Raw genomic sequence first — 26,592 nt, 5'->3', positions numbered from 1 at the left:
CGCCAAATGCCTTTGACTTAGGCCTGTCCTTATGGCAGTTGGCGACGATCCGGCCAAGTGGCCGAACCGCCAAAAGGAAGATCACATGCCAAAGGAAGAGTGGGGCACAAAGCGCCTCTGCCCTGAAACCGGAAAACGGTTCTACGACCTGAACGCCGATCCGATTGTCAGCCCTTACACTGGTGAGGTTGTTGTTGTCGAAACCGGCAAGACCCGCACAATGGTTGCTGACGCTGCTGATGCCCAGTCCAAGAAGGACGAAGACAACGCAGAAGACGACGATCTCGTACTCGACGATGACGACGAGGATGATGATGCGGATCTGGGTGACGACGTTCTGGATGATGATGAAGACGACACGGTTCCTCTTGAGGAAATCGCTGACGTTGCCGCTCCAGACGACGATTCCTAAGACCTGATTAGATTTTGGGGCTTTAGGGCGGGATTTTCTCTTGATCTCGCCCGCCCCGCTGCGTAAAGCATCCAAGTCCGCGAATAGCGGCACCCTATGGTTTAGGGGCATTAGCTCAGCTGGGAGAGCGCCTGCATGGCATGCAGGAGGTCAGCGGTTCGATCCCGCTATGCTCCACCAAACCTTCCTTTCCAGAAATTGTAAATGAGACGCACTTTGGCGGGTTGGCTTACGGGCGAATGCTCTGCAATTACTCTGATCGCAGAGGTTCAGTTCAGTAGCACTTTCCAGACAAAATTCGGCATCGCACCATAATTGTTCCCTTTAGCAGGGAAGCTTGAATTTTTTGATTTTGAAGTAGCTTGCTACGCAATCAGAACCTGTCGACCTCTGCAACAAGATGACTGATAGAACTCTCTGATTTGCTACTTGTTAAGAAACAGGGCCCACTGTTGTACGGACGTTCAAAATAGTTGGGCAACTGACATAGACGCCTTCAATGCTGATCTCTACGGCTTCGCGGAAAACAGGAACGAACAAATCACCCGATGGGCAGTCCTTAAGAAAATTAAGACCAGTCACGTCATCCAGATCGACGGAAACGGCACTGAGTCGCCTTGACTTTGCTGTGCTGATATAACGAGAGACTTTACTCTGGGCGCCTACGACGATTGCATTTTGTGGTAATCCACCGCCGAGTGAACCTGCGGGAATTCCCACGCGAAGCTGAGTTTCTTCGCTGATTGCTGAGCAATCATTCCTGATGAGACCGACTGCACTGACGAACCCGTGCCCCCGCGTGATAATTTTCGCTTTGCTCGTTAAGTCACGAATTTTTGTCATCCCGTCGCGGCAAGGCACCTCACAGTCACCACATATTCCATAGCGTTGGAAAACAGCGGGTTCAGGTTTCACCTGGGCAAAGCCCCAATCACTGCGCCAAACAAAAGGCGACTTCACCGCCTTATACATCATTCTAGAAGTTGTAGGATGAATCCTCATGGTAATCTCTTTCCTAGTTAACAGCACTGTAACGGTTCGTCTTGAATAACACCTCAAGCGAGTTCAATAAGAAGAATACAATCTAAAGTTGTTGTCAAAAATAAGGCAAGGTTTAAGGGGTTCGGGGCTTCTTCTAGCAGATTTTCAATTCAATGGTGCCAAAGACTGGCCATTATTGACAATTGGTCAACAATGCGAGTCTCGGTGAATAAAACAACGCGTACATAAACAAATGGGCACATATCTCAGTGTGTTGATATTCGCCCTTGTGATCTCAGGCCTCTTAAGCGGGGTGAAGAACAACGCGGTACTTTGCATATTGACTGCGGTTAGTTGACCTCACGTAGCGCCAAAAATCCTCAATGCATGAGCAAATTTGTACTTTCAAAAATGGAACCACATTTAGGCGCGTAACGGTTCGGCCCTAAATTCAAAACAAAGAGCGCTGTTTCTTCGTCATATAGGTCCAGGCAATGAAACGGCTCGTTTTTTGGCCTTGGGCCATTTCGACGACTTGAAAATCAACGACATTAGCTTTTCGCAAAATTCGCTCTAGTGGCTGAAGGTTATCTTTCTTGGAAACCAACGATGTAAACCAAAGGCACTGTTCGGAAAACTCCACGCTCTGTTCGACCATACGGGCGATGAATTTGATTTCGCCACCCGGACACCATAGCTCAGCGTTCTGACCGCCAAAGTTAAGCTTGGTTGAACGTCCCTTCCCGAGGTTGGACCATTTGCGCTGGGTGCCTTTGTTCGCCTGCTCCATGGATGCGTGAAACGGCGGGTTGCACATGGTTAGATGAAACACATCGTTGGGCTTGATAACGCCCCGGAAGATTTTTTTAGGTTCGGATTGCTGTCGAAGGGTGATCTTCAATTCGTTTAGTTCACAAATCTTCTTTGCTGATTTGAACGCGCCCGCGTCGATATCAACGCCTGTGAAGGCCCAGCCATACTCGCTCTGGCCCGTCAGCGGGTAAACAAGGCTCGCTCCGGTTCCGATGTCTAGTACTTTGATGTGAGGCCCACGCGGAACGTCCTGACTTTTACCTTCGGCCAGCAAGTCCGCAAGGTAGTGGATGTAGTCCACTCGACCAGGAATTGGCGGACACAGATAGCCGGTCGGGATATCCCAGTACCCAATATCATAATGCGTTTTTAACAGTGCCCGATTGAGCATGCGAACAGCATTCACATCTTGAAAATCAATCGTCGTCTGACCGCGTGGATTGGTTGTCGTGAAGGCTTCAAGTTCAGGTGTATCCGCCACCAAGCGCCTAAAATCATAACCTTGCGCGTGTTGATTTCGGGGATGCAGCTTTGATTTTCCAGCCATGTGGGACGCCTTTATAGAACTTGGTGGACGTCACGCATCAGACGGTTGGCTGATTTTAGGCATTCTTACCCAAAAGGTAAAATCAGGAACGGCGCGATGCGTTCCTGAAACTTTTTAACAGTCGGGTCTTCTAGGCTTTGGGCACTGCGTCAAAGTCGCTTGCGTCGTGACGCTCGCGAAGTTGTTCGTGGTCTTCACCCCAACCACGGTTCACCATACGGCCCTTGATGAACGCCGGACGCGACATCACATCATCAGCCCAGCGGTTGACGTTTTCATAGCTGGCCGTGTCCAAGAATTCCTCGGCGTCGTAAACTGCACCTTTGACCAAAGCGCCGTACCAAGGTGCGGTCGCCATATCGGCAATCGTGTATTCCGCGCCTGCAACATAGCGATTGTCCTCGAGCTGTTGGTTCAACACATCCAACTGGCGTTTGGCTTCCATCGCGAAACGGTTGATCGGGTATTCGAGTTTCTCTGGGGCGTACTTGTAGAAATGGCCAAATCCACCGCCCAGATAAGGTGCAGACCCTTGCAGCCAAAATAGCCAATTCAGTGTTTCGGTGCGCGCTTCAATGTCACGCGGTAAGAATGCGCGGAACTTTTCGGCCAGATACAGCAGGATGGCGCCAGATTCGAACACCCGGACACCAGTGGATTTATCAAACAGCGCTGGAATTTTTGAATTCGGATTTACATCGACAAACCCGCTGGAAAACTGGTCGCCCTCGTTAATGTCGATGTACCACGCGTCGTAGTCAGCGGCGTAACCTTTGGCCAACAGCTCTTCCAACATCACCGTGACCTTAACCCCATTTGGTGTCGCCAATGAGTGCAGCTGCAGAGGATGCTTGCCCACGGGCAGGTCTTTGTCATGGGTTGGGCCCGCGATCGGGCGATTGGTGCTGGCGAACTGGCCGCCGTTCTCGGAATCCCATGTCCAGACTTTGGGGGGCGTATAGGTCATATTCAAATCCTCGATGCTGTTGCGCACAAGCTAAGCCTAACAGCGGCGGGCGCAATGGGGTCTTGGGCGGTTCGGATCAAATAGTTTTGATTGCGGCGGCGGAATTCTCAAAGGTTGCGTCTGAAGGCATCCCGTCCCAATGTCAGGAAAGTGGTAAAAGGAGCGATCATAATGAGTAAGGCACGGCTTGGCGTTGATATCGGTGGGACGTTTACGGACGTCGTTCTGGAAGCTGACGGAAAGAGCTATTCAACCAAGGTTTTAACCACCTACGCTGCGCCCGAGAATGCGATCATCGAAGGTATTCATCAGGTTTGCACCAAGTCCGGTGTCGCGCCAACAGAAATTGGCCAAATCATCCATGGAACCACACTCGCGACCAATGCCTTGATCGAACGCCGTGGTGCGAAGACAGCGTTGATCACGACTGAAGGGTTTCGTGATGTCATTGAAATGCGAACCGAGTCTCGGTTTGAGCAGTATGATCTGAACCTCAACCTTCCTGAGCCCTTATTGCCCCGCCAAATGCGCTACACCGTCCCAGGTCGGATAGATGCGACCGGTGCCGAGCTGGTGCCCCTTACCCGTGCTCAAATCGAACCTGTCGTCGACCAAATCGTCGCCGCTAGATACGAAAGCATCGCGATTGGGTTGATCCACAGCTACCTTAACCCTGCGCACGAACGTCTTGTTGCCGAGGTTATCGCCGAAAGAATGCCCGACGCCATGGTGTCCTTGTCCTGCGAAGTGTCACCACAAATGCGCGAGTACGAGCGTTTCAATACGGTCGTTGCTAACGCCTATATCAAACCGCTGATGAAGAGTTACCTCAGCCGTTTGGAAGACCGTCTGAAGGGCGAAGGGGTGAGTTGCAGCATTTTCCTGATGCATTCGGGTGGCGGTATTATTTCAATCCAAAGCGCGGCTGACTTCCCCGTGCGACTGGTTGAATCCGGCCCCGCCGGCGGCGCGGTTTTCGCCGCACATATCGCCGCGCGCTACCAGCTCGATAAGGTGCTGAGCTTTGACATGGGTGGCACCACCGCCAAAATCTGTCTGATCAAGAACCAGACCCCCAAAACATCCCGCGTCTTTGAAGTGGCGCGGACCTATCGTTTCAAAAAGGGCAGCGGCATGCCGATTTCCATTCCGGTGATCGATATGGTTGAAATTGGCGCTGGCGGTGGATCACTCGGGTCCGTTGATGCCATGCGTCAAATTCGCGTTGGACCGGAAAGCGCGGGGTCAGAGCCGGGCCCTGCATGTTATGGTCGTGGGGGCGCACGCCCCGCGGTGACGGATGCAGATCTGGTGCTGGGAAAGCTAGATCCGGATAATTTCGCTGGCGGGTCGATTACGCTTGATACCGCATCATCCAAGACCGCGTTAAGCGCTGAAATTGGCAACGTACTAGACATGGACGCGACGACATCCGCATTTGGCTTGGCCGAGGTCGTGGATGAAAACATGGCGAACGCGGCGCGGGTGCATGCGGTGGAGAATGGCGAAGACCTGTCTGAATATACCATGATCGCGTTTGGCGGAGCGGCGCCACTGCATGCAGGGCGGTTGTGCGAAAAGCTGGGTGTTGAGCGTCTTCTGGTCCCGCCTGGTGCGGGCGTTGGATCCGCAATCGGGTTCTTACGTGCGCCCTTTTCGTTTGAGGCCAATCGGTCTGTTTACATGCGTCTGTCAGATTTTGACCCCGCTGCCATTATCGCGCTTCTCACTGACCTGAACACCGAAGCCACTGGGTTTGTGCGAACCTGTGACGCAACATCAAAGATCATCAGCGAGTACAAAGTCTACATGCGCTACACTGGTCAAGGTTGGGAAATTCCGATTGAACTGACGCAAGAACAGGCAATGGCACCGGATGCCGAAACCTTCAAAGCACGCTTCATTGAAGACTACACCAAGCTATTTGGGCGATCGGTTGACGGAATGGATATTGAGATTACCGTTTGGTCCGTAAATGCGACGACCCCACCGGAACGGGTTAATCCAACCACACAAATCACGCGCGAAAGCGATGCGTCAATCACAGGGACGCGGTCGCTCTTTGATCCGGTATCGAGTGCGTTCCAGAACGCCAATGTGGTTCTACGAGATTCAATGGACGATGGCGCGGGCGTGGATGGCCCCGCGGTTGTCACCGAAGATGAAACCACAATCATCGTGCCAGCGTCGCGCACGGCGCTACGTCAGCCAGATGGCTGCATTGACGTGAGGACCAAGCCATGACCCATTCAGATGTTGCATACCAAGTCATGTGGAACCGCCTCATTTCGATCGTCGAGGAACAGGCGCAGGCATTGGTGCGTACTGCGTTCTCGACCTCCGTTCGTGAGGCAGGTGATTTGTCTGCCGGTGTATATGAAACCGACGGGCATATGCTTGCGCAAGCCGTCACGGGAACGCCCGGGCATGTGAATGCAATGGCTGATGCCGTTGCGCATTTCATTCGTCGTATCGGGCGTGAAAACATCTTTGAAGGTGACGTCTATATCACTAACGATCCGTGGGAAGGCACTGGGCATTTGCACGACATAACGATGGTCACGCCGTCATTTCATAACGGCAAGCACGTCGGGTTTTTCGCCTGCACTGCACATGTCGTTGATATCGGCGGACGTGGTTTAGGTGCCGACGGGGCAAGCGTCTATGAAGAAGGGATACACATCCCTATCCTGAAATTCACCGAACGTGGGGTCGTGGACAAAACCATGGTCGCCATGCTGCGGAGCAATGTGCGCGAGCCCGACCAGCTGATCGGAGATATCTACGCCCTCGCGACCTGCAACGAGATCGGGCATCGCCGTTTGGTCGAGATGATGAAGGAGTTCGCGATGGACGATCTGTCCGGCATCGCGAGTTTCATCCTTGATAATTCCCGCCGAGCAACACTGGAGCGGATCAATGCGTTGCCCCGCCAATCTGCCAGCGGGGAAATGGTAATAGACGGATTTGATACGCCGATTTCCCTGAAGGTGAAGGTCAGCATCGAACAGGATCGCATTCTGTCGGATTTTGCCGGCACGTCTGGCCTCGACAAAATGGGGATTAACGTCCCGCTGGTCTATACCAAGGCCTACGCATGCTACGCGCTGAAGTGCGCTATCGCGCCTGAAATCCCGAACAATGCCGCGTCTTTGGCCCCGTTTGAAATCACGGCTCCGGTAAATTCGATTGTGAACGCGCTTCACCCTGCGCCCGTCGCATTGCGCCATATCATCGGGCATTTCGTTCCTGACACGGTCTATGATGCCTTGGACAAGATCCTTCCGGATTTGGTGCCTGCTGAAGGCGCTGGATGCCTGTGTAACTTCCAGGTGTCATTGCGCCCGCGCACAGATGCCCCCGCCCCTAAGGATGCCGTTAGATCCGAAGTTCTGACATTCAATTCAGGTGGTGCAGGCGCACGGCCTGAGCATGATGGGCTGAACGCCACGGCGTTCCCGTCCGGTGTTATGACGATGCCGATTGAGGCAACAGAACACGCTGGCCCTGTTATCATTTGGCGCAAGGAATTGCGGCCTGACTCTGGTGGTGCTGGAAAACAGCGCGGTGGGCTTGGGCAGTTCATGGAAGTTGGTGCTCGTGAAGGTCATGAATTCGATTTTCAGGCGATGCTAGACCGCGTTGATCATCCTGCACGCGGACGGAGGGGCGGGCATCACGGCGCCCCCACAACGATTGCACAAGACGATGGCACGCCCATGCGCGGAAAGGGCAAACAGTTCGTCGCGCACGGGCGACGCGTGTTGATGGCGTTTCCTGGGGGCGCTGGTTACGGGGACGCTGCCAAGCGCGATCCAGAGCTGGTCAAACGCGATCTGTCACGCGGGTACATATCAGCAGAGTCCGCCGCAGCAGATTATGGATTAAGCGCAGATGAAATTGCGGACGTCTTGGCGGGCGTCGCACGTGGTGACGCCACTTGAGCGATCACAAACAAATATACGTTGGTGTTGACGGCGGCGGCACAGGGTGTCGCGCGGTTATTGGGACAGCGAACCAAGTGCTTGGCGAAGGGCGCGGCGGGTCTGCGAATGTGACTTCCGACCCAAACAGCGCGATCCGCAGTGTGTTGGGTGCAATCGACAACGCATGTGCTGCGGCGGGCCTGCACGACCTCAGCAACGCCCATGCACATATCGGGTTGGCGGGCGTGTTAACGGCGCAGCAGGCTGACAGCATTCATACCGCTATGCCGTTTGGCGCAGCGTCTATCACGGACGATAGACCGACAACGTTGGCAGGGGCGCTTGGAGACAAGGATGGAATCGTCGCGGCAATTGGCACGGGCAGTTTTGTCGGATCCAAACGCGGGGCCGACTTTCGCTTTATTGGTGGCTGGGGTTTGACCTTGGGCGACGAAGCGTCAGCTGCGTGGCTCGGTCGATCTGCGTTGTCCGAAACGCTTTTGGCCTGTGATGGGATGCAAGACGAGACTGACCTAACCAAAGCGTTGTTTGAAAAATTTGGTAAAGACGCCAACGCCATCGTGGATTTTGCCACAACAGCGACACCCGCAGACTTTGGCGCGTTTGCTCCGTTCGTAACGGACGCGGGAAAAACAGACGATCCAATCGCGATGCGCTTGATGAAAGACGGCGGGCTTTACATTGAATTGGCCTTTGCGCACCTCAAGCCGAAGAACGGCGAACCATTCTGCCTGACTGGGGGGCTTGGCCCATCTTATGCACCGTTCTTGTCACCTGCCGCGCAGGAATGGCTACGACCCGGTGAGGGCTCTGCCCTAGACGGCGCGCTGACCTTAGCGAGAGGCATTTCAGCTTAAGCAGGCTCGTCTTTAGGGACTTCATCGCCATCACGTTTGACCAGTGTCGACCATGTCTGCTTATCGGGCGCATCTGGCGGCGCGATAGACGCCTTTGTATGAATGTTCACTTTGCTCATGAAGTTCGCGGAAATCGGCGCAGTCACAAACAAGAACGCCATAATAAGAAGCTCGTGAAACGAGCCGTTTCCGGCGACGAACCCGCTTGTCATTGACGCAAGCAAAAGCGCTCCAATGCCCATTGTGCCAACCTTCGTCGGCGCATGCAGGCGTGTCATTGCATCGCTCAAACGGAATAACCCGATTGCGCCGACCAGCGTAAAAAATGCCCCGATCAACAGGAAGATGGCAACAGCGTAAGTTCCGATAATATCCCAGCTCATTCGATGATGTCCCCGCGTAAAACAAACCGCGCATAGGCCACGGTGGACACAAAGCCGAGCATGGCGATGATAAGAGCGACCTCAAAATATATTCGAGTTCCTTGGGATATGCCCAAAAGCACGATCAATGCGATGGCGTTCACAACCATCGTATCGAGTGCAAGAATTCGATCACCCGAACCAGGCCCAATCACCAGACGGATCATCGCAAGCAACTGGGAAACAGCTACAGTCGCGAATGAGATGGCCAGTGCCAAGCTCAGGAATTCATCTGCAGGTATCATACAAAAATCTCCTTCAGGCGGGCTTCGTAACGTTGCTTGATGTCGTCGCGTATCGCATCAGGGTCCGGCGCATCAAGCGCGTGGACCAACAGGCAACTTCCCGAGCTGGACATGTCGGCCGAAACTGTTCCGGGTGTGAGTGTGATCGTGCCAGCAAGAACCGAGATCGCCTCAGGGTCACGAATATCAAGTGGGACGATGATCCACGCTGGGCGTAGTTTTGAATTGGGGCGCGTCAGCACGATCCAAGCGACTTGAACGTTGGCGACGACGATGTCCCACAAAACCAAAATGATATAGGAGATCATTCGAAAAACGCGGAACCCATGCGGTCTGTCAGGCCACCAATGCGCCGTGGCACGCGGAATGATGACCCCGAGGATCAACCCGAAAAGGGCCATCCCGTAAGACAACTCCTTTTGAAGGATAATCCAAACAACCGCGAGCAGCAGTGTCATAGCAGGGTGCGGGAAAAGCCAAGTGAAGAAACGTTTCATATCAGTGATCCCCCTCTTCAGTCGCGCCGCTTAGTTTACCTTCGGTTTCCAACACGGTTGCGATGTAAGGCTCGGGCGCGAACAGTTGCTCAGACGTTGCCTGCATGTAAGCCTGTGCATGACCGCCAAAGACGGTGAATGCCGCGCTTAGCACGATCAGGCCACCGGCGGCGGCGTAGGATAGGAAATGCGCTGGTTCCTGGGCCTCGGCGTCTTCATCCGGCGCAACGCTGTTGGCCTTCCAGAACACGACGCTGCCTGCACGGGCAAAGCCAACGACGGAAATCAGGCTCGCGCCCAAAACGATTGCCCAAATCCAGACACCGAAGGGTGTTTCAAACGAGGCATCCAAAATCAGCAGCTTGCCGATGAAGCCCGACAATGGTGGAAGGCCCGTCATTGCGATGGCCGCTGCAAAAAACAACCCAGCCGTGAGGGCAGCACCTGCGATAGGGGGCATCGTGCGCAACGCAAGCGATGAGCGGCTTGATTTTACCAGATCAACGATCAGGAACAGCGCAGCTCCTGCGAGTGTCGAATGGACGATGTAGTAAAGTGCAGCGGCAATGCCTTCAGACGTCATCAGTGCAATCGCGACCATCACCATGCCCATCGATCCGATAACAGCAAAAGCCACGAGGCGATCGAGTGACTTGGCGGCCAAAACGCCGATCATACCAAGCGCCAATGAGAGCAACGCTGCTGGCATCAGCCAAACTTCGTGCAAACCTGCGGTGACGTCGAGGTCCGGTGGAAAAATCAATGTGTAAACGCGGATGATGGCATAGGCGCCGACCTTGGTCATGATCGCGAAAAGTGCAGCGACCGGCCCCGGCGCCTCGGCGTAGCTAGACGGCAACCAGAAATGCAGCGGCACAACGGCGGCCTTAATCGCAAAGACCAACAACAGCAGCACGGACGCCACGCGAATACCAACAGTCGCATCGCCGCTGATCATCTGCGCACGTAGCGCGAGGTCCGCCATATTAAGCGTCCCCGTTTCGGCGTAGATCGATCCAAGCGCAAATAGGAACAATGTCGATCCAAGCAGGTTGAACAGCACGTATTGAACGCCAGCCCGAAGCCGCACGTTGCCGCCCGCGTGGATCATCAGGCCATAAGACGCGATCAGGAGGACTTCAAAGAAGACGAACAGGTTGAACAAGTCACCCGTCAAAAACGCGCCCATGATTCCCATAAGCTGGAACTGGAAGAGCGCGTGGAAATGGCGACCACGGTCATCCCAACCTGATCCAATCACATAGAGAAGCACAAATAGCGCTAAAACGGACGTGAGCAATATCATCAGCGTCGAGAGCATGTCGCCGACAAGAACGATGCCAAACGGCGCGGCCCAATCACCCAGTTGATAAAGAATGATAGTGCCATCAGAAGCCGTCCAAGCGAGGCCTGCTGAAATCGTAATCAGAGCGAGGACACCAACAAGCGAGAACACACGCTGAATGCCGATGTGATAGCGCGCGGCCAGTACGATAAATGGCGCAAGCATTGCGGGCAGGACAATGGGGGCGATAATCCAATGGCTCATGACGCGTCCTCCTCGTCCGTGACAATCGGGTCATCGACCAGATCATCGTTCGTTCCAAGATAGGCACCAAGTGCGATCATCACGACAACGGCTGTCATGCCGAATGAAATCACAATCGCCGTAAGCACTAAGGCTTGTGGCAGTGGATCTGTGTAAACCGTTGCGCTGTCCGTCAGGATCGGAGGTGCGCCAATGGTCAGACGCCCTGAGGCGAACAAGAAAACGTTGACCGCATAGGTCAGCAAAGACATTCCCAAGATTACCGGGAAGGTGCGCAGACGCAGAACCAAATACAGGCCTGTTGCCGTCAAAATGCCGACGGCTGATGCAACGAGAACTTCCATGTTACACGCCCCCCTCTGGTGAATTCGGTTCAACAAGAAGTGACGGATCAACGTCCATTGGGTTGTCAGAGTCCTTAACATGGGCACGACGTGCCAGACGCGAGAAGCTTTCAAGCGTCAGCATCACAGCGCCGACAACGGCAAGAAACACCCCAAGATCAAACAACGCGGCCGTGGCCAGCTCGAATTTCTCGAAAGGTGGAATGCGGACATAGGTAAAGTCAGATGTCAGGAATGGCTTGGCAAAGAACCACGACCCAATACCCGTCAGACCAGCAATCAGCACACCCGTTCCAATCACCCCGTGATACGGGAAACGAATGCGGTCGGACGCCCAGTTAAACCCGCTGGCCATATATTGCATCACGACCGCAATCGACACGATCAGACCTGCGATAAACCCACCACCCGGTTCGTTGTGGCCACGCAAGAAGATGTAGAAACCAACCATCAATACGATGGGCATAATCACACGCGTGAGAACGACCATCATCATCGGGTGCTGAGTACCCGAAAGTGGCTTGTCAGGGACGCGATTGAGAAGGCGTGCCCGTACAGGGCCGTTCAACAAAGTTTCCGTCAGCGCATAGATCAACAACGCGGCGATACCCAAAACGATGATCTCGCCGAAGGTATCAAAGCCACGGAAATCAACGAGGATAACGTTGACGACATTCGTGCCGCCCCCACCTTTATAGGAATTGGCGAGGTGGAATTCCGAAATTGGTGCCGCGACAGCTTCGCGCAACAAGTAGTGATATGTCAGCGCCATAGTCGCCAATCCAGCGGCACCAGCGACGACAACATCGCGTGTGCGCCGCCAAACCGAGCTTTCGACCGGCGTTTGATTTGGCAAAAAGTTCAGCGCCAAGAGCAGCAGAATGATTGTCACAACCTCAACGGTAATCTGTGTCATCGCAAGATCAGGCGCGCTTAGGAATACAAAGGCGACTGAAACCATAAGACCGACAATCCCGATAAGAATCAGCGCCAAAAGACGGTTGTAGTGCAATGCCGCAAGGCCAAGGGAAGCCGCAACCAGCATGATCCAGCCACCGATCTCAACCCAACCCACAGGCTGAACTTCGCGGGTGACGGGGCCAACAAGTCCTGTCACCCAAGCATGATACCCAACCGCGACAACGGTAACGGCCATGATCAAGCCGTAGCGGGTGAACGCGCCGTTGTGCAGCGGATGGATCAGCACGCGTGCATACATCACGAAAGCAGCAATGATGTCGTCAAAGATGTTTTTCGCTTCAGGTCGCGGCGTCGCTTCCCAGACGCGTGACAACGGCTTGAACATCGACAACACGATAAGCCCACCAACAACCGCCGCAATCGACATATAAAGCGGCGTCACAAACCCGTGCCAGATTTTGATGTGCGCATCAGGAACCTCAGCCGCAGAGCCAAGGACCGCCCCTGTGACGATCTTGACGAAATCTTCGACCAAGAACGGTGCAACACCAATGACAACGACCAGAATGGCAAGGATCGCTGGTGGCAACCACAAGCCCGCACCCGGGTCATGTGGTTTCGCAGGATAGCTTTCAGCGTCGCGTTTTGGTCCAAGGAAGGTGTGCCCAATCAAGCGGAAGCAATAAGCGGCTGAAAACAACGACCCAAACGTCGCGAGTGCAGGCACTAACCATTCAGGGCCGAACAGATACGTATGCTCCATCTCTTCGAGCATCATTTCCTTGCTGAGGAATCCGTTCAGGAACGGAATACCTGCCATGGAAAGCGCCGCAATGGTCGCGATGACAAAAGTGATCGGCATGAGATGGCGCAAACCACCCAGCAAACGGATGTCACGGGTGTTTGTTTCGTGATCGATGATACCCGCCGACATGAACAACGCCGCCTTAAACGTCGCATGGTTGAGGATGTGGAACATCGCGGCAAATGCGCCAAACGCGGTTCCGGTGCCCAGTAGCATCGTGATGAGACCAAGATGCGAGACTGTAGAAAACGCAAGCAGCGCCTTTAGATCATGTTTGAATAGCGCAATCACAGCACCAAGGATCATCGTGATCAGGCCCGCCGTGGTGACAATGTAGAACCATTCCGGCGTGCCAGATAGCACAGGCCACATGCGCGCCATCAGGAAAATGCCAGCTTTAACCATCGTCGCTGAGTGCAGATAAGCGGACACAGGCGTCGGTGCGGCCATCGCGTGGGGCAGCCAAAAGTGGAACGGAAACTGAGCCGACTTGGTAAATGCACCGAGCAAAATCAGGATAAGCGCGGGGACATAAAGTGGGTCGGCTTGGATCAGTTCGCGATTCTGAAGGATCACGGAAAGATCATAGGAACCAACAATTTGCCCGATAATCAGCATACCACCGATCAGCGCGAGGCCACCCATACCCGTGACGGTCAGCGCCATGCGCGCGCCTTGGCGCCCTGCTTCAAGGTGCTTCCAGTAGCCAATCAGCAGGAAAGACGACAGCGATGTCAGCTCCCAGAAAATCAACAAAAGCAGCACGTTGTCGGAAAGAACGATCCCGACCATCGCGCCTTGGAACAGCAGTAGGTAGGTGAAAAACTCACCCATGTTGTCTTCACGCGCTAGATAGAAACGCGCGTAAGCAATGATCAAAAGGCCAATACCAAGGATCAATGTCGCAAAGAAAAACCCAAGCCCGTCGAGCATGAGCGTCACGTTCAAACCCAGCTGCGGAAACCAATCAAAGCCGGCTTGCACCACGTGACCGTCCAATACGGCCGGTAGATTGGTCATCAATCCGACGAACGCTGCAAGCGTGACCGTGAAGGTTACTCCACCAACAGCTTGACGGCCGGCAGAGTTCATCAAACCAGGAAGGAGCGCTCCCAAAAATGGCAGTGCGACGATGAGAAAGAGTGACACGCGAACTCCTGAGCTTCGGGCTTGAAAACAGTGCACCCCTTCTGGGTCAGTTTTACGCTATTCTCAAGGGCTAGAGAACGAATTCAACTATGTTTGGGCGCTTTTTCACAGGCTTCAAATGCAGAGACCTGTGCTGATTAAACTCAGATTCCTTCAACAAATTTGTAATCACGATCTGACACAGGCAGGGCAAAAGCTAAAGCCTCTTGGTATTCAGGGCTGTGATAAAATGTTTTTGCAGTGCTCAGATCAGCGAACCTGATAATCACGCAGCGTGCACGGGTTGTGCCTTCCATGACTTCAACCTCGCCGCCACGGGCAAGAAATTCGCCGTTGTACTTTTCGACCGCTGGCCCCGCTAGGACCGCGTACTTCGCATATTCATCGGCATCTTTTACGTCCACTTGGACAATTGCATAAACGGACATTGCTGAGTCTCCTGATAAAAATCGTTCGTATTTCGCCCGCATCTTAGGCGTCACTGCTTCAACGTCTATCAAAACATGAGCAAAACCAAAGAGCTGAAGCTATAAAAATTTTACCGTTTGATAAAAAAATAATCTGTGCCAAAGTAAACCCGATTTAGACGACGGAGCTCACATGAATTCGCCTTTTACAAATGGAATTGCAGCACAGCGCCTTGATGCGGACGCGTTGGCGGAAAACTTCTCTGATTTGCACGCGCCCTTAGACGGGCATGAAGCCGCGGTTGCCGCTGATCGTTGCTATTTCTGTCATGACGCGCCCTGCATCACGGCGTGTCCGACGGATATCGACATTCCGTTGTTCATTCGCCAGATCGCCACCGGTACACCAGATGCCGCAGCGAAGACCATTTTCGACATGAACATTTTGGGCGGCATGTGCGCCCGCGTTTGCCCAACCGAAGATCTGTGTGAACAGGCCTGCGTGCGTGAACTGGCCGAAGGAAAGCCAGTTGAGATTGGTCGCCTGCAACGGTTCGCAACGGACACTGTGATGGCAAAAGGTGTGATGCCCTTCGTGCGCGCGGCGTCCACTGGTAAGAAGATTGCTGTTGTCGGGGCTGGGCCAGCAGGACTGTCCTGTGCGCATCGTTTGGCAATGCTTGGGCATGATGTGATTGTTTATGATGCCCTGCAGAAAGCGGGCGGCCTGAACGAATTCGGGATCGCAGCGTATAAGTCGACAGACGACTTTGCTGCGCGCGAGGTTGATTGGCTTTGCTCTATCGGTGGGATTGAGATCAAAACCGGCATGGCGTTAGGTGCTGATCTGAACATCGACGACCTAACCCAAGATTTCGATGCTGTATTCTTGTCGGTTGGATTGGGTGGTGTGAATGCTTTGTCGATTGATGGGGACGATAAAGAAGGTGTTGAGGACGCTGTTTCTTTCATCCGCGATCTGCGCCAAGCCAGTGATTTGTCCGCCTTGCCAGTTGGCCGCAACGTTGTGGTGATTGGTGGAGGCATGACGGCGGTGGATGCAGCGGTTCAGTCCAAGCTTCTTGGTGCGCAAAGCGTGACGATTGCATATCGGCGCGGCCGCGATGCAATGTCTGCAAGCCGCTATGAACAAGACTTGGCCTCATCTTTCGGCGTGAATCTGATGTTCAATGCGCAACCACTAGCGATCCATGGTAACGGTACCGCCGCCGAGATTGAGCTGGAATACACCAGCACGAAAGATGGCAAACTTTCCGGCACGGGCGAAACCGTTCGTTTACCTGCAGACCAAGTGTTCAGTGCGATTGGACAGACGTTGACCAGCGATGGCGGGCTTGACCTAACCGGACGTAAGATTGCCGTGACAGGCGCGGGCCGCACCAGTCGGTCCGGCGTTTGGGCTGGCGGCGATTGCGCGTCCGGCGGCGACGATTTGACGGTGACTGCCGTTGCAGAAGGTCGTGATGCTGCGATCGATATTCATGGCGTCCTAAGCGAGGCGTCATGATCCGCGTAACCGCGACATTCGTTTTGCTGGCGACATCCAGCCTCGCCAAATCCGATGAGCAGGCTTGGCCGCTGACGGGGTCGTGGTGCACTGGCAATGAGACCATGCTGATAGAATCCACCGGAATCGGGTTCAACGAACACACTTTCTGTGACGTGGAAAACCTGCCCATCACGCTGGATAGCGCCGATTCCTGGAGGTCTCCCGTTGCTTGCCGAACCGTCCATTTGGCCGATGGGACAGGCGAAGGTGAGGTCGAATTAGTCGAACAGCCTGTAGAAGGCTTAACGCAAATGACTCTGTTTGGCGCTGCCGATGGAACCCTAGTTCTTGGGACAGATACGCATAAAGACGAAATGCATTTTCTGCCTTGTTCCCATTTTCAATGATCGAGAGGAGCCGAACCCATGGCTGACCTGACCACAGACTTTTTAGGCATCAAATCCCCGAACCCGTTCTGGCTCGCTTCGGCACCGCCAACGGACAAAGAATACAACGTGCGCCGCGCGTTCGAGGCCGGATGGGGCGGCGTGGTTTGGAAGACGCTCGGGTCGGAAGGGCCACCCGTAGTGAACGTCAATGGCCCACGCTACGGCGTGATCTATGGCGCGGATCGCCGCGTTCTCGGGATTAACAACATCGAGTTGATCACCGACCGCGACCTGTTCACCAACCTCGAAGAAATCAAACGCGTGAAGGCCGACTACCCTGATCGTGCAATCATCGTTTCCCTTATGGTGCCTTGCGAAGAAGACGCATGGAAAGCCATTTTGCCGTTGGTCGAAGACACGGGCGCGGACGGGATTGAATTAAACTTTGGCTGCCCGCACGGGATGGCGGAACGCGGCATGGGCAGTGCCGTTGGACAGGTTCCTGAATACATCGAAATGGTCACGCGCTGGTGCAAGCAGTACTACAGCAAGCCTGTCATTGTGAAGCTGACGCCAAACATTACAGACATTCGCAAACCCGCCGCTGCGGCGATGCGCGGTGGCGCGGACGCGGTTTCGCTCATCAATACGATCAATTCCATCACCTCAGTGAACCTCGACTCGATGTCACCGGAACCGAGCATTGACGGCAAAGGCACGCATGGCGGCTACTGCGGCCCAGCGGTGAAACCCATTGCGATGTCGATGGTCAGCGAAATTGCCCGTAATCCAGAGACCAGCGGCCTGCCGATTTCAGGAATCGGCGGCGTAACGACGTGGCGTGATGCGGCTGAATATATCACGCTTGGTTGTGGTAACGTGCAGGTCTGCACAGCGGCGATGACCTACGGCTTCAAGATCGTTCAGGAAATGATTTCGGGCCTGTCCCAATGGATGGATGAAAAGGGCCACACCAGCATTCAGGACTTCATGGGGAAGGCGATCCCGAACACGACAGACTGGCAATACCTGAACCTGAACTACGTGGCCAAAGCGGTCATCAATCAGGACGATTGTATCTCATGCGGTCGTTGCTATGCCGCCTGCGAGGACACCTCTCACCAAGCGATTTTGATGTCCGATGATCGCGTATTTACCGTCAACGACGATGAATGCGTCGCATGTAATCTTTGCGTAGATGTTTGCCCTGTTGAGGACTGCATTACGATGGTCGCAATGGAGCCAGGTACCGTCGACCCGCGCACGGGCAAAGTTGTTCAGAAAGACTATGCAAACTGGACGACCCACCCCAACAACCCGTCGGCCACGGCCGCGGAATAGATCGAAGTTTTCCCTTCAACTTGGCCGGCGTTTCGACGCCGGCCTTTTTTATGTGGTTGGCGTCAACATCCGGCGAAGCATCGTTTCGAGATGATGCTCTGCCCCGTCAAATGGATCTGTCTTGCCCAAAATCGCACGGACCTGAACATCGAAATCCGCGTAGTGTTGGGTCTGCGCCCAAATCGAGAAAATCAGATGGTGTGGGTCAACCACATTGATCCGCCCTGCAGCGACCCATCCGTTAATGATGACCGCGATTTCATCCACCAGTTCACGCAACTCTCCGCTTAGAACGTCACCAATGCGCGGCGCACCTTGGATGATTTCATTCGCAAACAGGCGGCTTTCGCGCGGGAAATTCTGGCTCATCGCGAGCTTGCGTTTTGCATAGCCCAACAGCTCTTCAACTGGATCGCCTTCTGGGTCAATTTTGCGAAGGGGCTCAAGCCAGTTTTCAAGCAACTTAGCGAGCAAGGCTGTATAAATCGCGTCCTTGGACCGAAAATAGTAAAGCAGATTAGGCTTCGACAAACCCGCCTCATCTGCAACCTGATCCAATGTCGACCCGCGAAAGCCAAACTGCGAAAACACGACCAATCCAGCCGCCAGAATCGCAGACTGGTTCTTCTTTTGGATTCGCGTGTCCGACTTTTGAGCGGCTTTGGGCATAGGGTAACTTTTCATTCTGGTTACAAATTAGGCATTCAGCCCGTACATGCAGTACGGTGTACCCGTTTGCCGCCAATTGGTTAAGCAAAATCCTTGACTGGTGTTAGCCCTCTGTTAGCCTGCCTTTGACCAGTTGGTCAAAATTTTAGCTAGTCATCGGGGGATGTGCCATGCCAGCGGATACGCCAGCAATGGGTGAAAATCTTAAAATCAATGGCGAACGTCTTTGGGACAGCCTGATGGAAATGGCCAAGATTGGCCCTGGTGTTGCTGGTGGCAACAACCGCCAGACGTTGACGGATGAAGACAGTGAAGGCCGCCATCTTTTCCAGAAATGGTGCGAAGACGCTGGAATGAGCATGGGCGTTGACGAGATCGGCAATATGTTTGCCCGTCGCGAAGGGACCGACCCTGACGCCCTACCCGTTTACGTGGGTTCGCATTTGGATACACAGCCGACGGGCGGAAAGTACGACGGCGTGTTGGGCGTGCTTGGTGGTCTCGAACTCATCCGCACGATGAATGACCTCGACATCAAGACAAAGCACCCGATTGTTGTAACGAATTGGACCAATGAAGAAGGCACGCGTTATGCGCCAGCGATGCTGGCGTCTGGCGTTTTCGCGGGCAAACATACGCTTGACTGGGCAAACAACCGTGTGGATGCAGACGGTAAGAAGTTCGGCGATGAGCTTGAGCGGATCGGCTGGAAGGGCACCGAAAAGGTTGGCGACCGCAAGATGCACGCCATGTTCGAATTGCACATCGAGCAAGGCCCGATCTTGGAAGCCGAGGGCAAAGATATCGGCGTCGTGACCCACGGCCAAGGCCTGCGCTGGATCGAATGCACGGTGACCGGCAAGGAAAGCCATACAGGGTCCACCCCCATGCATATGCGCAAAAACGCAGGGCGCGGTTTGGCGCTGGTGACGGAACTGGTTCATGAAATCGCGATGGCGAACCAGCCCAATGCGGTTGGTGCGATTGGCCATATCGACGTCTACCCCAACTCGCGCAACGTGATCCCCGGAAAGGTGGTTTTCACCGTCGATATGCGCACGCATTTGCTGGATAAACTGAACGCGATAGTGGCGGAATTCAACGAACGCGCACCAAAACTATGCGAAGATATCGGCGTTGATTTTTCTTGCGAAATCGTTGGCCAATTTGACCCGCCTGCCTTTGATAAGGGCTGTGTGACGGCTGTACGAAATGCGGCTGAACGGCTGGGCTATTCGCATATAGATATCATTTCGGGCGCAGGCCACGATGCGTGCTGGATCAACCTGATGTACCCCACTGCGATGATCATGTGCCCTTGTGTGGATGGGCTTTCTCATCACGAAGCCGAGGAAATCTCACAAGAGTGGGCGACAGCAGGTGCGGATGTATTGATGCATGCTGTGTTGGAAACGGCGGAGATTGTTTCTTAGCGCTGAATTGGGGGCCAGCCCCCAACCCCCCGAGGTTTATTGAACAAAAGCAGATGAGGGAAACCCGATGTCTAAAGTGATCAAGAACGGAACAATCGTCACCCATGATCTGACCTATAAGGCGGATGTGCTGATTGAGGACGGGTCCATCGTTGAGATCGGGCCGAACCTAAAGGGTGACGAGGAACTAGATGCCACGGGATGTTATGTGATGCCCGGCGGCATTGATCCGCACACGCACCTCGAGATGCCGTTTATGGGGACGTATTCCACGGATGACTTTGAATCCGGCACGCGTGCAGCACTGGCGGGTGGTACGACGATGGTCGTTGATTTCGCCCTGCCCTCCCCCGGTCAGGGGCTGCACGATGCACTACAGATGTGGGACAACAAATCGACCCGCGCGAACTGTGATTATTCGTTCCACATGGCCGTCACATGGTGGGGTGAGCAGGTGTTTGATGAGATGGAAAGCGTTATCAAGGATCGCGGCATCAACACGTTCAAACACTTCCTCGCCTATAAGGGCGCGTTGATGGTGAATGATGACGAACTATATGCCTCGTTCAATCGCTTGTCCGAGCTTGGCGGCATCGCCATGGTCCACGCCGAAAACGGCGATGTGGTGGCCGAGCTGAGCGCCAAATTGCTGGCAGAAGGCAACACAGGGCCAGAAGCGCATGCTTATTCCCGCCCTCCACAAGTTGAAGGCGAGGCAACAAACCGCGCGATTATGATCGCGGATATGGCGGGCGTTCCACTGTATGTCGTGCACACGTCATGCGAAGAATCCCACGAAGCGATCTGCCGTGCGCGCCAACAAGGCAAACGCGTTTGGGGCGAACCGCTGATCCAGCACCTGACGTTGGACGAGTCTGAATACTTCAACAAAGATTGGGACCACGCAGCAAGGCGCGTCATGTCGCCGCCATTCCGAAACAAGCAACATCAAGATAGTCTTTGGGCAGGTCTGCAGTCGGGGTCATTGTCCGTCGTGGCAACGGACCACTGTGCGTTTTCAACGGAACAGAAACGGTTTGGCGTCGGTGACTTTACCAAAATCCCTAACGGCACCGGCGGATTAGAAGACCGTATGCCGATGCTATGGACCCAAGGCGTTGCTACTGGTCGCTTGACGATGAACGAATTCGTTGCCGTGACATCAACCAACATCGCCAAGATCCTGAACTGCTACCCCAAAAAGGGCGCGGTTCTTGTAGGTGCCGATGCGGATTTGGTGGTCTGGGATCCAGAAAAGGAAAAAACAATCACTGCCGGCGCACAGCAGTCAGCGATTGATTACAACGTGTTTGAGGGCAAACATGTGAAGGGTCTGCCACGCTTTACCCTTACTCGCGGGCATGTCGCGGTGCACGATGGTGAAATTCGCACGCAAGAAGGCCACGGCAAGTTTGTCAAACGTGAGGGCAATGGCGTAACGAACAAAGCGCTGTCTAGTTGGAAAGAACTCACCGCACCGCGCCCTGTTGAGCGCACCGGAATTCCGGCGACGGGGGTCTGATGAAACGACTGTTGGCAATGCTCGCGGTTAGCGCGTTACCTTTGGCCGCCAATGCACAGGCGCTTGGTAATCAGGCGGGGTGTGAGCGCGTGGCGGGGCTTGAGGAGTCTACCGACAACCTATTCGTTCTTTGGCCTGATCGTATCGAGCGTTGGGAAAGCAGTTGCAAGATCGAGAGCGTTGAAGGCGACCTCAACGTGCGTTCGATCATCACGACACAATGCAGCGGCGAAGGCGATACGTGGAAACAAGTCTACGGCATGACCCCTGTAGGTGAGGATGCCTTTTCAATTTGGCCAGTAGAAAGCCCCGAAATGATATTTGAATTGCGGTCCTGCGAATGAGCCTTGATCCAGTGATTACTGCCAAGAACCTCGATCTGACGTTTGAAACAAACGACGGGCCTGTTCATGCTCTTAAGGACGTGAGCCTCGATATCAATAAGGGCGATTTCGTTTCCTTCATTGGGCCGTCTGGCTGCGGTAAAACAACCTTTCTTCGCTGTATCGCTGGATTGGAAACGCCAACTGCGGGAAACATTTCGGTCAATGGAATGACGCCTGATGAGGCACGCCGCTCGCGTGCCTATGGCTATGTTTTCCAAGCGGCAGGCCTGTATCCGTGGCGCACGATTGGCGGTAATATCCGCCTGCCACTCGAAATCATGGGGTTTGGCAAAGACGAGCAACGAGAGCGTGTTGAGCGTGTGTTGGACCTTGTGGACCTAAACGGGTTTGACAAGAAATTCCCGTGGCAACTGTCTGGGGGCATGCAGCAACGCGCCAGCATCGCCCGCGCCTTGGCGTTTGATGCTGATATTTTGCTGATGGATGAACCGTTCGGTGCATTGGATGAAATCGTGCGCGATCACCTTAATGAACAGCTTCTACAACTTTGGGCTCGCACCGAGAAAACCATTGGGTTTGTGACACATTCTATTCCTGAAGCGGTGTATCTTTCGACCAAGATCGTCGTGATGTCACCACGTCCAGGGCGCATCACGGATGTGATCGAAAGCCCGCTTCCTAAGGAGCGCCCGCTTGATATTCGCGACAGCGCCGAGTTCATCGAAATCGCGCACCGCGTTCGTGACGGGCTGCGTGCAGGCCATGCGGATGACTAGGGTATGAATATCAAAGGCATCATTCCGGCACTAACGGTTGTGGGGTTCATCCTCCTGATCTGGACGGTTGCCGTGGTGCCAATGAACGCGCATCTGACGGCTGACCAAGCGCAACGCGACGGGCTTGTCATGACTCCGGAAGCCCCGCGCGACAGACAGGATTTTGCAGGCCTCACCCTCGCGCTGAAGAACCCTGCCATTATCCCACTGGCTTATAATTTGGAACGCCCGCGCTTGCCGTCACCGCATCAGGTTGCTGCTGAGCTTTATACAACTGTGTTCACAAAGGCCCCGACATCTCGGCGTTCCCTCGTGTACCATGCATGGGTCACGCTTTCCGCGACTTTACTGGGCTTTGTGATTGGCACGACCCTTGGCGTGATGCTTGCGGTGGGTATTGTTTACAACCGCACGATGGATAAATCGGTGATGCCATGGGCGATTACGTCCCAGACGATTCCGATTTTGGCGCTCGCACCGATGATCATCGTGATGCTTGGGGCGATTGGCATTCAGGGGCTTTTGCCGAAATCCATCATCTCGGCTTACCTTAGCTTTTTCCCCGTTGTTGTTGGCATGGTTAAAGGGCTGCGTAGCCCAGACGGAATGCAGCTGGACTTGCTACGCACCTATAGCGCCAGCGCAAATCAAGGGTTCTGGAAACTGCGCCTTCCCGCTTCGATGCCGTATCTGTTTACGTCGCTAAAGATCGGGATTTCAGCGGCACTTGTCGGGGCAATTGTTGGTGAACTGCCAACGGGTGCGCGTGCTGGATTTGGCGCGCGGATGCTTGTTGGCGATCAATACGGGCAACCGATCGTCACTTGGGCTGCCCTGTTTGGGGCTGCGATCACCGCCGCCCTTCTCGTCGCGATCCTGAGCTTTATCGAAAAGCGCACGCTGCGGCGCATGGGCATGGGGGCAGTTTGATGGCGTATCTTATTGCACTTGCGATCTGGGCAGCGGGCTGGTTCATCAATGCCAAGCTCGCAAATGGGCCGCAGTCAGACACGCGCGGAATTAGCCTGCTGATACCGATCATTTTCGGCATCACGATTGTCGCGATGTGGGAAGTTTTGGTGACGATGCTGGGTGTCAGCCCGATCATCCTGCCGCCCCCATCCATGATTGCAGCACGGTTCGCCACTTCAATCCCGATGCTTTGGGCGGACTTCGAACAGACAATTCTAAAGGGTGCGCTGACTGGATATATTGTGGGAATGATCGCGGCCTTCGCAGTGGCTTTACTCGCGGATCGCAGTGATTTCTTGACCAAAGGTATCCTGCCTGTTGGTGCGTTTATGGCCGCCCTTCCCATTGTCGGGACGGCGCCGATATTCGTCAAATGGCTAGGTAGCGATTGGGAATCCAAGGCCGCGGTTGTGGCTGTGATGGTGTTCTTTCCAATCCTCGTGAACACGGTTGCGGGGCTGAAAGACACAAGCGCGATGCAACGGGATCTAATGCGAACCTATGGCGCTGGTTATTGGCCAACGTTGTTCAAACTGCGCCTGCCCGCCGCCTTGCCCTTCATCTTTAACGGCCTCAAGATCGCGACAACACTTGCCTTAATCGGCGCCATTGTCGCTGAATTTTTCGGCTCTCCGACGGTTGGTATGGGCTTTCGCATCTCAACATCCGTCGGCCAACTTGCGCTGGATATGGTCTGGGCCGAGATTGTGGTCGCAGCCCTTGCAGGGTCGGCGTTTTATGGGGCCATGGCATTTTTCGAAAAGCGGGTGACATTCTGGCACCCGTCACAACGATAAGACCCTGACCAATCGGGGCATTCCTGAAACTGACTTAGGAGGTCAACATGAAGACGACATTCACAACTGCAGCTCTCGCTGCGCTACTTGGTACCACCGCGCTGGCGGACGATGATGTGACACTGCAATTGCAGTGGGTCACACAAGCGCAATTCGCGGGCTACTACGTGGCGCTCGACCAAGGGTTCTACGAAGCTGAAGGCCTGAACGTGACGATACTTCCAGGCGGCCCCGACATTGCCCCTCCACAGGTTCTTGCGGGCGGAGGCGCTGACATCATGTTGAACTGGATGCCATCCGCCTTGGCTGCCCGTGAAAAAGGTCTGCCAGTGGTCAACATAGCGCAGCCGTTCACATCATCCGGCCTAATGCTGACCTGCTGGAAAGACACAGGGATTGAGACCGTCGAAGACTTCCGCGGCAAAACCATTGGCGTTTGGTTCTTCGGCAATGAATACCCATTCCTCAGCTGGATGAGCCAAGTTGGCATCGGCACTGAAGGTGGCGAAGACGGTGTGACGGTTCTGAAGCAAGGCTTCAACGTAGACCCACTTCTGAACCGCGAAGCCGACTGTATCTCGACCATGACGTATAACGAATACGGCCAAGTTCTGGATGCAGGTGTGAACCCTGATGAGCTGATTACATTCAAGTATGAAGATCAAGGTGTTGCGACGCTTGAAGATGGCATCTACGCGCTGGAAGAGAACCTCGACGATCCGGAGTTTGTAGACAAAATGGTACGCTTCGTGCGCGCGTCTATGGCTGGCTGGCGTTACGCAGAGGAGAACGTCGATGAAGCTGCGGCGATCATCATTGAATATGATGAAACAGGCGCACAGTCCGAAGCAGCGCAAGCCCGCATGATGGGTGAGATCGCCAAGCTGACAGCTGGCAGCACAGGCGCATTGGACGTTGCAGCCTATGAGCGCACAGTTGCGACATTGCTGGCTGGTGGGTCTGATCCGGTTATCTCAGCAGCCCCTGAGGGTGCTTATACAAGCGCAATCACGGATGCTGCGCTGAATTAAGCCTAAGCCAGCCTGTAAGTGAAATGACCCGTCCGCGAGGGATCGCGGGCGGTTTTTCGTGGCCTGATGCACAAAGGTTTAACCGGTTTGGACCCAGTAGATCAGCAGTACGGTTGAATAAGTTACATCTACCACAAAGCAGCCCAAGGTATACCAACTGACAAACGGCACCCCTGCACCGCGATGTTTGCCAATGTCCCATAGACCATGGGCAAAAATTGCCGCTATCGCGAACAGCGGATGGATTAGGACACCGAGAATGGAGGCGGTAATCAAGGTTGCGGCGATAACGACCTCAAACCGGAGCCAACGACCGACGTAGGCCGCCTCGATCATGTAAGTAAAGTTCATGGCGACGGAAAAGAACGCAGCGATGATCCAGACATGGACCGGTGGTAACGTCGCATGGGACAGGATCAAGCCAAGGACATAAAGGCTGGAGAAGGCAAAGAGGAGCTGTTGACGGCTGTGAAAGAACGCGTGGTGTGTGTGGGACATGGGACCTCATGTAACAGGGTGCCGATAGGGTATCAGCGTTCCAGTAGGGGGAAGGTCAAGACCCATGTTTCAGCTGCGTCACGAAGTTGTTCCGTATGAACAGGTTTCGCGACGCCCGACCGTGCCCCATATATCAGCAAACAATCAAAGGACCGCTACGATGCCCAATGCCCGCTTACACCGGATGGAACTGCCCAACTACACCTGCGGATACGGCACTGCCGCCCGCGACCTTCTGAAGAGAAACGGTTTTGAAATTGAAGAACATGTTTTGCGCACGCGTCGCGAAACAGACGCTTTCAAGGATAAGCACAACATCACAACCACACCGTTGATCTTTATCGATGGTGTCAAGATCGGCGGCTACACCGATCTTGGAAAACACCTCAAGTCGATGAAGCCCAAACGCAAAGGGTTATTCGCGAGGTAGAACTGCAAAAGGGC

General features: G+C 54.3%; 27 protein-coding genes and 1 tRNA gene. 16 read left to right on the top strand and 12 right to left on the bottom strand.

Features of this window, described 5'->3' with window-relative positions; all coding sequences use genetic code 11:
• Window positions 1-85: 85 nt before the first annotated feature.
• Window positions 86-412, top strand: a complete 327-nt coding sequence (locus OSB_RS02235; protein ID WP_049836009.1) for a TIGR02300 family protein — start codon at window positions 86-88, stop codon at window positions 410-412.
• 104 nt (window positions 413-516) lie between these two features.
• A tRNA-Ala gene (locus OSB_RS02230) sits at window positions 517-592 on the top strand.
• Between the two features lie 252 nt (window positions 593-844).
• Here the strand turns inward: OSB_RS02230 and OSB_RS02225 are convergent.
• The 3 genes from OSB_RS02225 to yghU form a co-directional block, all read right to left on the bottom strand.
• On the bottom strand, window positions 845-1,414 hold the full coding sequence (locus tag OSB_RS02225; protein WP_143831166.1) for a hypothetical protein: 570 nt from the start codon (window positions 1,412-1,414) through the stop codon (window positions 845-847).
• A 430-nt stretch (window positions 1,415-1,844) separates the two neighbouring features.
• Entirely contained in the window at window positions 1,845-2,753 is a 909-nt protein-coding gene (rlmF, locus tag OSB_RS02220; protein WP_049833448.1) for a 23S rRNA (adenine(1618)-N(6))-methyltransferase RlmF, read from the bottom strand.
• A 130-nt stretch (window positions 2,754-2,883) separates the two neighbouring features.
• Window positions 2,884-3,720 (bottom strand): glutathione-dependent disulfide-bond oxidoreductase, encoded by an 837-nt coding sequence (yghU, locus tag OSB_RS02215; RefSeq protein WP_049836008.1) that lies wholly within the window; start codon window positions 3,718-3,720, stop codon window positions 2,884-2,886.
• A gap of 171 nt (window positions 3,721-3,891) precedes the next feature.
• On the opposite strand from yghU, the gene OSB_RS02210 reads away from it, so the two are divergent.
• From OSB_RS02210 to OSB_RS02200, 3 genes are read left to right on the top strand one after another with little or no spacing between them, the layout of a single operon-like run.
• Window positions 3,892-5,964, top strand: a complete 2,073-nt coding sequence (locus OSB_RS02210) for a hydantoinase/oxoprolinase family protein (RefSeq protein ID WP_049833447.1) — start codon at window positions 3,892-3,894, stop codon at window positions 5,962-5,964.
• Window positions 5,961-7,664, top strand: a complete 1,704-nt coding sequence (locus OSB_RS02205) for a hydantoinase B/oxoprolinase family protein (RefSeq protein WP_049833446.1) — start codon at window positions 5,961-5,963, stop codon at window positions 7,662-7,664. Before OSB_RS02210 ends, OSB_RS02205 begins: the two co-directional genes overlap by 4 nt.
• On the top strand, window positions 7,661-8,524 hold the full coding sequence (locus OSB_RS02200) for a glucosamine kinase nucleotide-binding domain-containing protein (protein ID WP_049833445.1): 864 nt from the start codon (window positions 7,661-7,663) through the stop codon (window positions 8,522-8,524). The genes OSB_RS02205 and OSB_RS02200 overlap by 4 nt, the downstream gene beginning before the upstream one ends.
• On the opposite strand, the gene OSB_RS02195 is transcribed toward OSB_RS02200, so the two are convergent.
• The 7 genes from OSB_RS02195 to OSB_RS02165 all read right to left on the bottom strand — a co-directional run bounded on the left by OSB_RS02195 (window position 8,521) and on the right by OSB_RS02165 (window position 14,884).
• On the bottom strand, window positions 8,521-8,907 hold the full coding sequence (locus tag OSB_RS02195; RefSeq protein WP_049833444.1) for a Na+/H+ antiporter subunit G: 387 nt from the start codon (window positions 8,905-8,907) through the stop codon (window positions 8,521-8,523). The two genes, OSB_RS02200 and OSB_RS02195, sit on opposite strands and share 4 nt — an antisense overlap.
• Window positions 8,904-9,191 (bottom strand): K+/H+ antiporter subunit F, encoded by a 288-nt coding sequence (locus OSB_RS02190; RefSeq protein WP_049833443.1) that lies wholly within the window; start codon window positions 9,189-9,191, stop codon window positions 8,904-8,906. The genes OSB_RS02195 and OSB_RS02190 overlap by 4 nt, the downstream gene beginning before the upstream one ends.
• Window positions 9,188-9,688 carry a Na+/H+ antiporter subunit E gene (locus OSB_RS02185; RefSeq protein ID WP_049833442.1) on the bottom strand — a complete coding sequence of 167 codons (501 nt, stop codon included), beginning with the start codon at window positions 9,686-9,688 and terminating at the stop codon, window positions 9,188-9,190. Before OSB_RS02185 ends, OSB_RS02190 begins: the two co-directional genes overlap by 4 nt.
• Before the next feature lies 1 nt (window position 9,689).
• Complete coding sequence (locus OSB_RS02180; protein WP_049833441.1) at window positions 9,690-11,237, bottom strand: monovalent cation/H+ antiporter subunit D; 1,548 nt, start codon at window positions 11,235-11,237, stop codon at window positions 9,690-9,692.
• Window positions 11,234-11,581, bottom strand: a complete 348-nt coding sequence (locus tag OSB_RS02175) for a Na+/H+ antiporter subunit C (RefSeq protein WP_049833440.1) — start codon at window positions 11,579-11,581, stop codon at window positions 11,234-11,236. Before OSB_RS02175 ends, OSB_RS02180 begins: the two co-directional genes overlap by 4 nt.
• A 1-nt stretch (window position 11,582) precedes the next feature.
• On the bottom strand, window positions 11,583-14,456 hold the full coding sequence (locus OSB_RS02170) for a monovalent cation/H+ antiporter subunit A (RefSeq protein WP_049833439.1): 2,874 nt from the start codon (window positions 14,454-14,456) through the stop codon (window positions 11,583-11,585).
• 143 nt (window positions 14,457-14,599) lie between these two features.
• Window positions 14,600-14,884: a DUF1330 domain-containing protein gene (locus OSB_RS02165; RefSeq protein ID WP_049833438.1), complete on the bottom strand. Its 285-nt coding sequence runs from the start codon at window positions 14,882-14,884 to the stop codon at window positions 14,600-14,602.
• Between the two features lie 172 nt (window positions 14,885-15,056).
• On the opposite strand from OSB_RS02165, the gene OSB_RS02160 reads away from it, so the two are divergent.
• Genes OSB_RS02160 through preA form a run of 3 tightly spaced genes read left to right on the top strand, consistent with a single transcriptional unit; the run spans window position 15,057 to window position 18,103 of the window.
• Window positions 15,057-16,391: an NAD(P)-dependent oxidoreductase gene (locus OSB_RS02160; RefSeq protein ID WP_049833437.1), complete on the top strand. Its 1,335-nt coding sequence runs from the start codon at window positions 15,057-15,059 to the stop codon at window positions 16,389-16,391.
• Complete coding sequence (locus tag OSB_RS02155; protein ID WP_049833436.1) at window positions 16,388-16,780, top strand: hypothetical protein; 393 nt, start codon at window positions 16,388-16,390, stop codon at window positions 16,778-16,780. Before OSB_RS02160 ends, OSB_RS02155 begins: the two co-directional genes overlap by 4 nt.
• Before the next feature lie 18 nt (window positions 16,781-16,798).
• Window positions 16,799-18,103 carry an NAD-dependent dihydropyrimidine dehydrogenase subunit PreA gene (gene preA / locus OSB_RS02150; RefSeq protein WP_049833435.1) on the top strand — a complete coding sequence of 435 codons (1,305 nt, stop codon included), beginning with the start codon at window positions 16,799-16,801 and terminating at the stop codon, window positions 18,101-18,103.
• Between the two features lie 48 nt (window positions 18,104-18,151).
• On the opposite strand, the gene OSB_RS02145 is transcribed toward preA, so the two are convergent.
• The gene (locus OSB_RS02145) at window positions 18,152-18,772 is read right to left on the bottom strand and encodes a TetR family transcriptional regulator C-terminal domain-containing protein (RefSeq protein WP_049833434.1); all 621 of its coding nucleotides are present in this window, start codon (window positions 18,770-18,772) and stop codon (window positions 18,152-18,154) included.
• Between the two features lie 170 nt (window positions 18,773-18,942).
• Here OSB_RS02145 and OSB_RS02140 point away from each other — a divergent pair, with 170 nt between their 5' ends.
• From OSB_RS02140 to OSB_RS02110, 7 genes are all read left to right on the top strand, one after another.
• Entirely contained in the window at window positions 18,943-20,205 is a 1,263-nt protein-coding gene (locus OSB_RS02140; protein ID WP_049833433.1) for a Zn-dependent hydrolase, read from the top strand.
• A gap of 67 nt (window positions 20,206-20,272) precedes the next feature.
• Entirely contained in the window at window positions 20,273-21,727 is a 1,455-nt protein-coding gene (gene hydA / locus OSB_RS02135) for a dihydropyrimidinase (protein ID WP_049833432.1), read from the top strand.
• On the top strand, window positions 21,727-22,071 hold the full coding sequence (locus tag OSB_RS02130) for a hypothetical protein (protein ID WP_049833431.1): 345 nt from the start codon (window positions 21,727-21,729) through the stop codon (window positions 22,069-22,071). The genes hydA and OSB_RS02130 overlap by 1 nt, the downstream gene beginning before the upstream one ends.
• On the top strand, window positions 22,068-22,850 hold the full coding sequence (locus OSB_RS02125) for an ABC transporter ATP-binding protein (RefSeq protein ID WP_049833430.1): 783 nt from the start codon (window positions 22,068-22,070) through the stop codon (window positions 22,848-22,850). Before OSB_RS02130 ends, OSB_RS02125 begins: the two co-directional genes overlap by 4 nt.
• A 3-nt stretch (window positions 22,851-22,853) precedes the next feature.
• Window positions 22,854-23,780, top strand: coding sequence for an ABC transporter permease (locus OSB_RS02120; protein ID WP_200802515.1), 927 nt, complete (start codon window positions 22,854-22,856; stop codon window positions 23,778-23,780).
• Window positions 23,780-24,619, top strand: a complete 840-nt coding sequence (locus OSB_RS02115; protein WP_049833429.1) for an ABC transporter permease — start codon at window positions 23,780-23,782, stop codon at window positions 24,617-24,619. The genes OSB_RS02120 and OSB_RS02115 overlap by 1 nt, the downstream gene beginning before the upstream one ends.
• A 47-nt stretch (window positions 24,620-24,666) precedes the next feature.
• Complete coding sequence (locus OSB_RS02110; protein ID WP_049833428.1) at window positions 24,667-25,650, top strand: ABC transporter substrate-binding protein; 984 nt, start codon at window positions 24,667-24,669, stop codon at window positions 25,648-25,650.
• 78 nt (window positions 25,651-25,728) lie between these two features.
• On the opposite strand, the gene OSB_RS02105 is transcribed toward OSB_RS02110, so the two are convergent.
• On the bottom strand, window positions 25,729-26,148 hold the full coding sequence (locus OSB_RS02105; RefSeq protein WP_049833427.1) for a hypothetical protein: 420 nt from the start codon (window positions 26,146-26,148) through the stop codon (window positions 25,729-25,731).
• Between the two features lie 160 nt (window positions 26,149-26,308).
• On the opposite strand from OSB_RS02105, the gene OSB_RS02100 reads away from it, so the two are divergent.
• The gene (locus tag OSB_RS02100) at window positions 26,309-26,578 is read left to right on the top strand and encodes a glutaredoxin family protein (RefSeq protein WP_082166403.1); all 270 of its coding nucleotides are present in this window, start codon (window positions 26,309-26,311) and stop codon (window positions 26,576-26,578) included.
• Window positions 26,579-26,592: the final 14 nt, after the last annotated feature.

The sequence above is a fragment of the Octadecabacter temperatus genome (assembly GCF_001187845.1).
Classification (GTDB): Bacteria; Pseudomonadota; Alphaproteobacteria; order Rhodobacterales; family Rhodobacteraceae; genus Octadecabacter; species Octadecabacter temperatus.
Note: the sequence above shows the minus strand (reverse complement) of the source record. Positions and strands in the feature narration are given on the sequence as shown.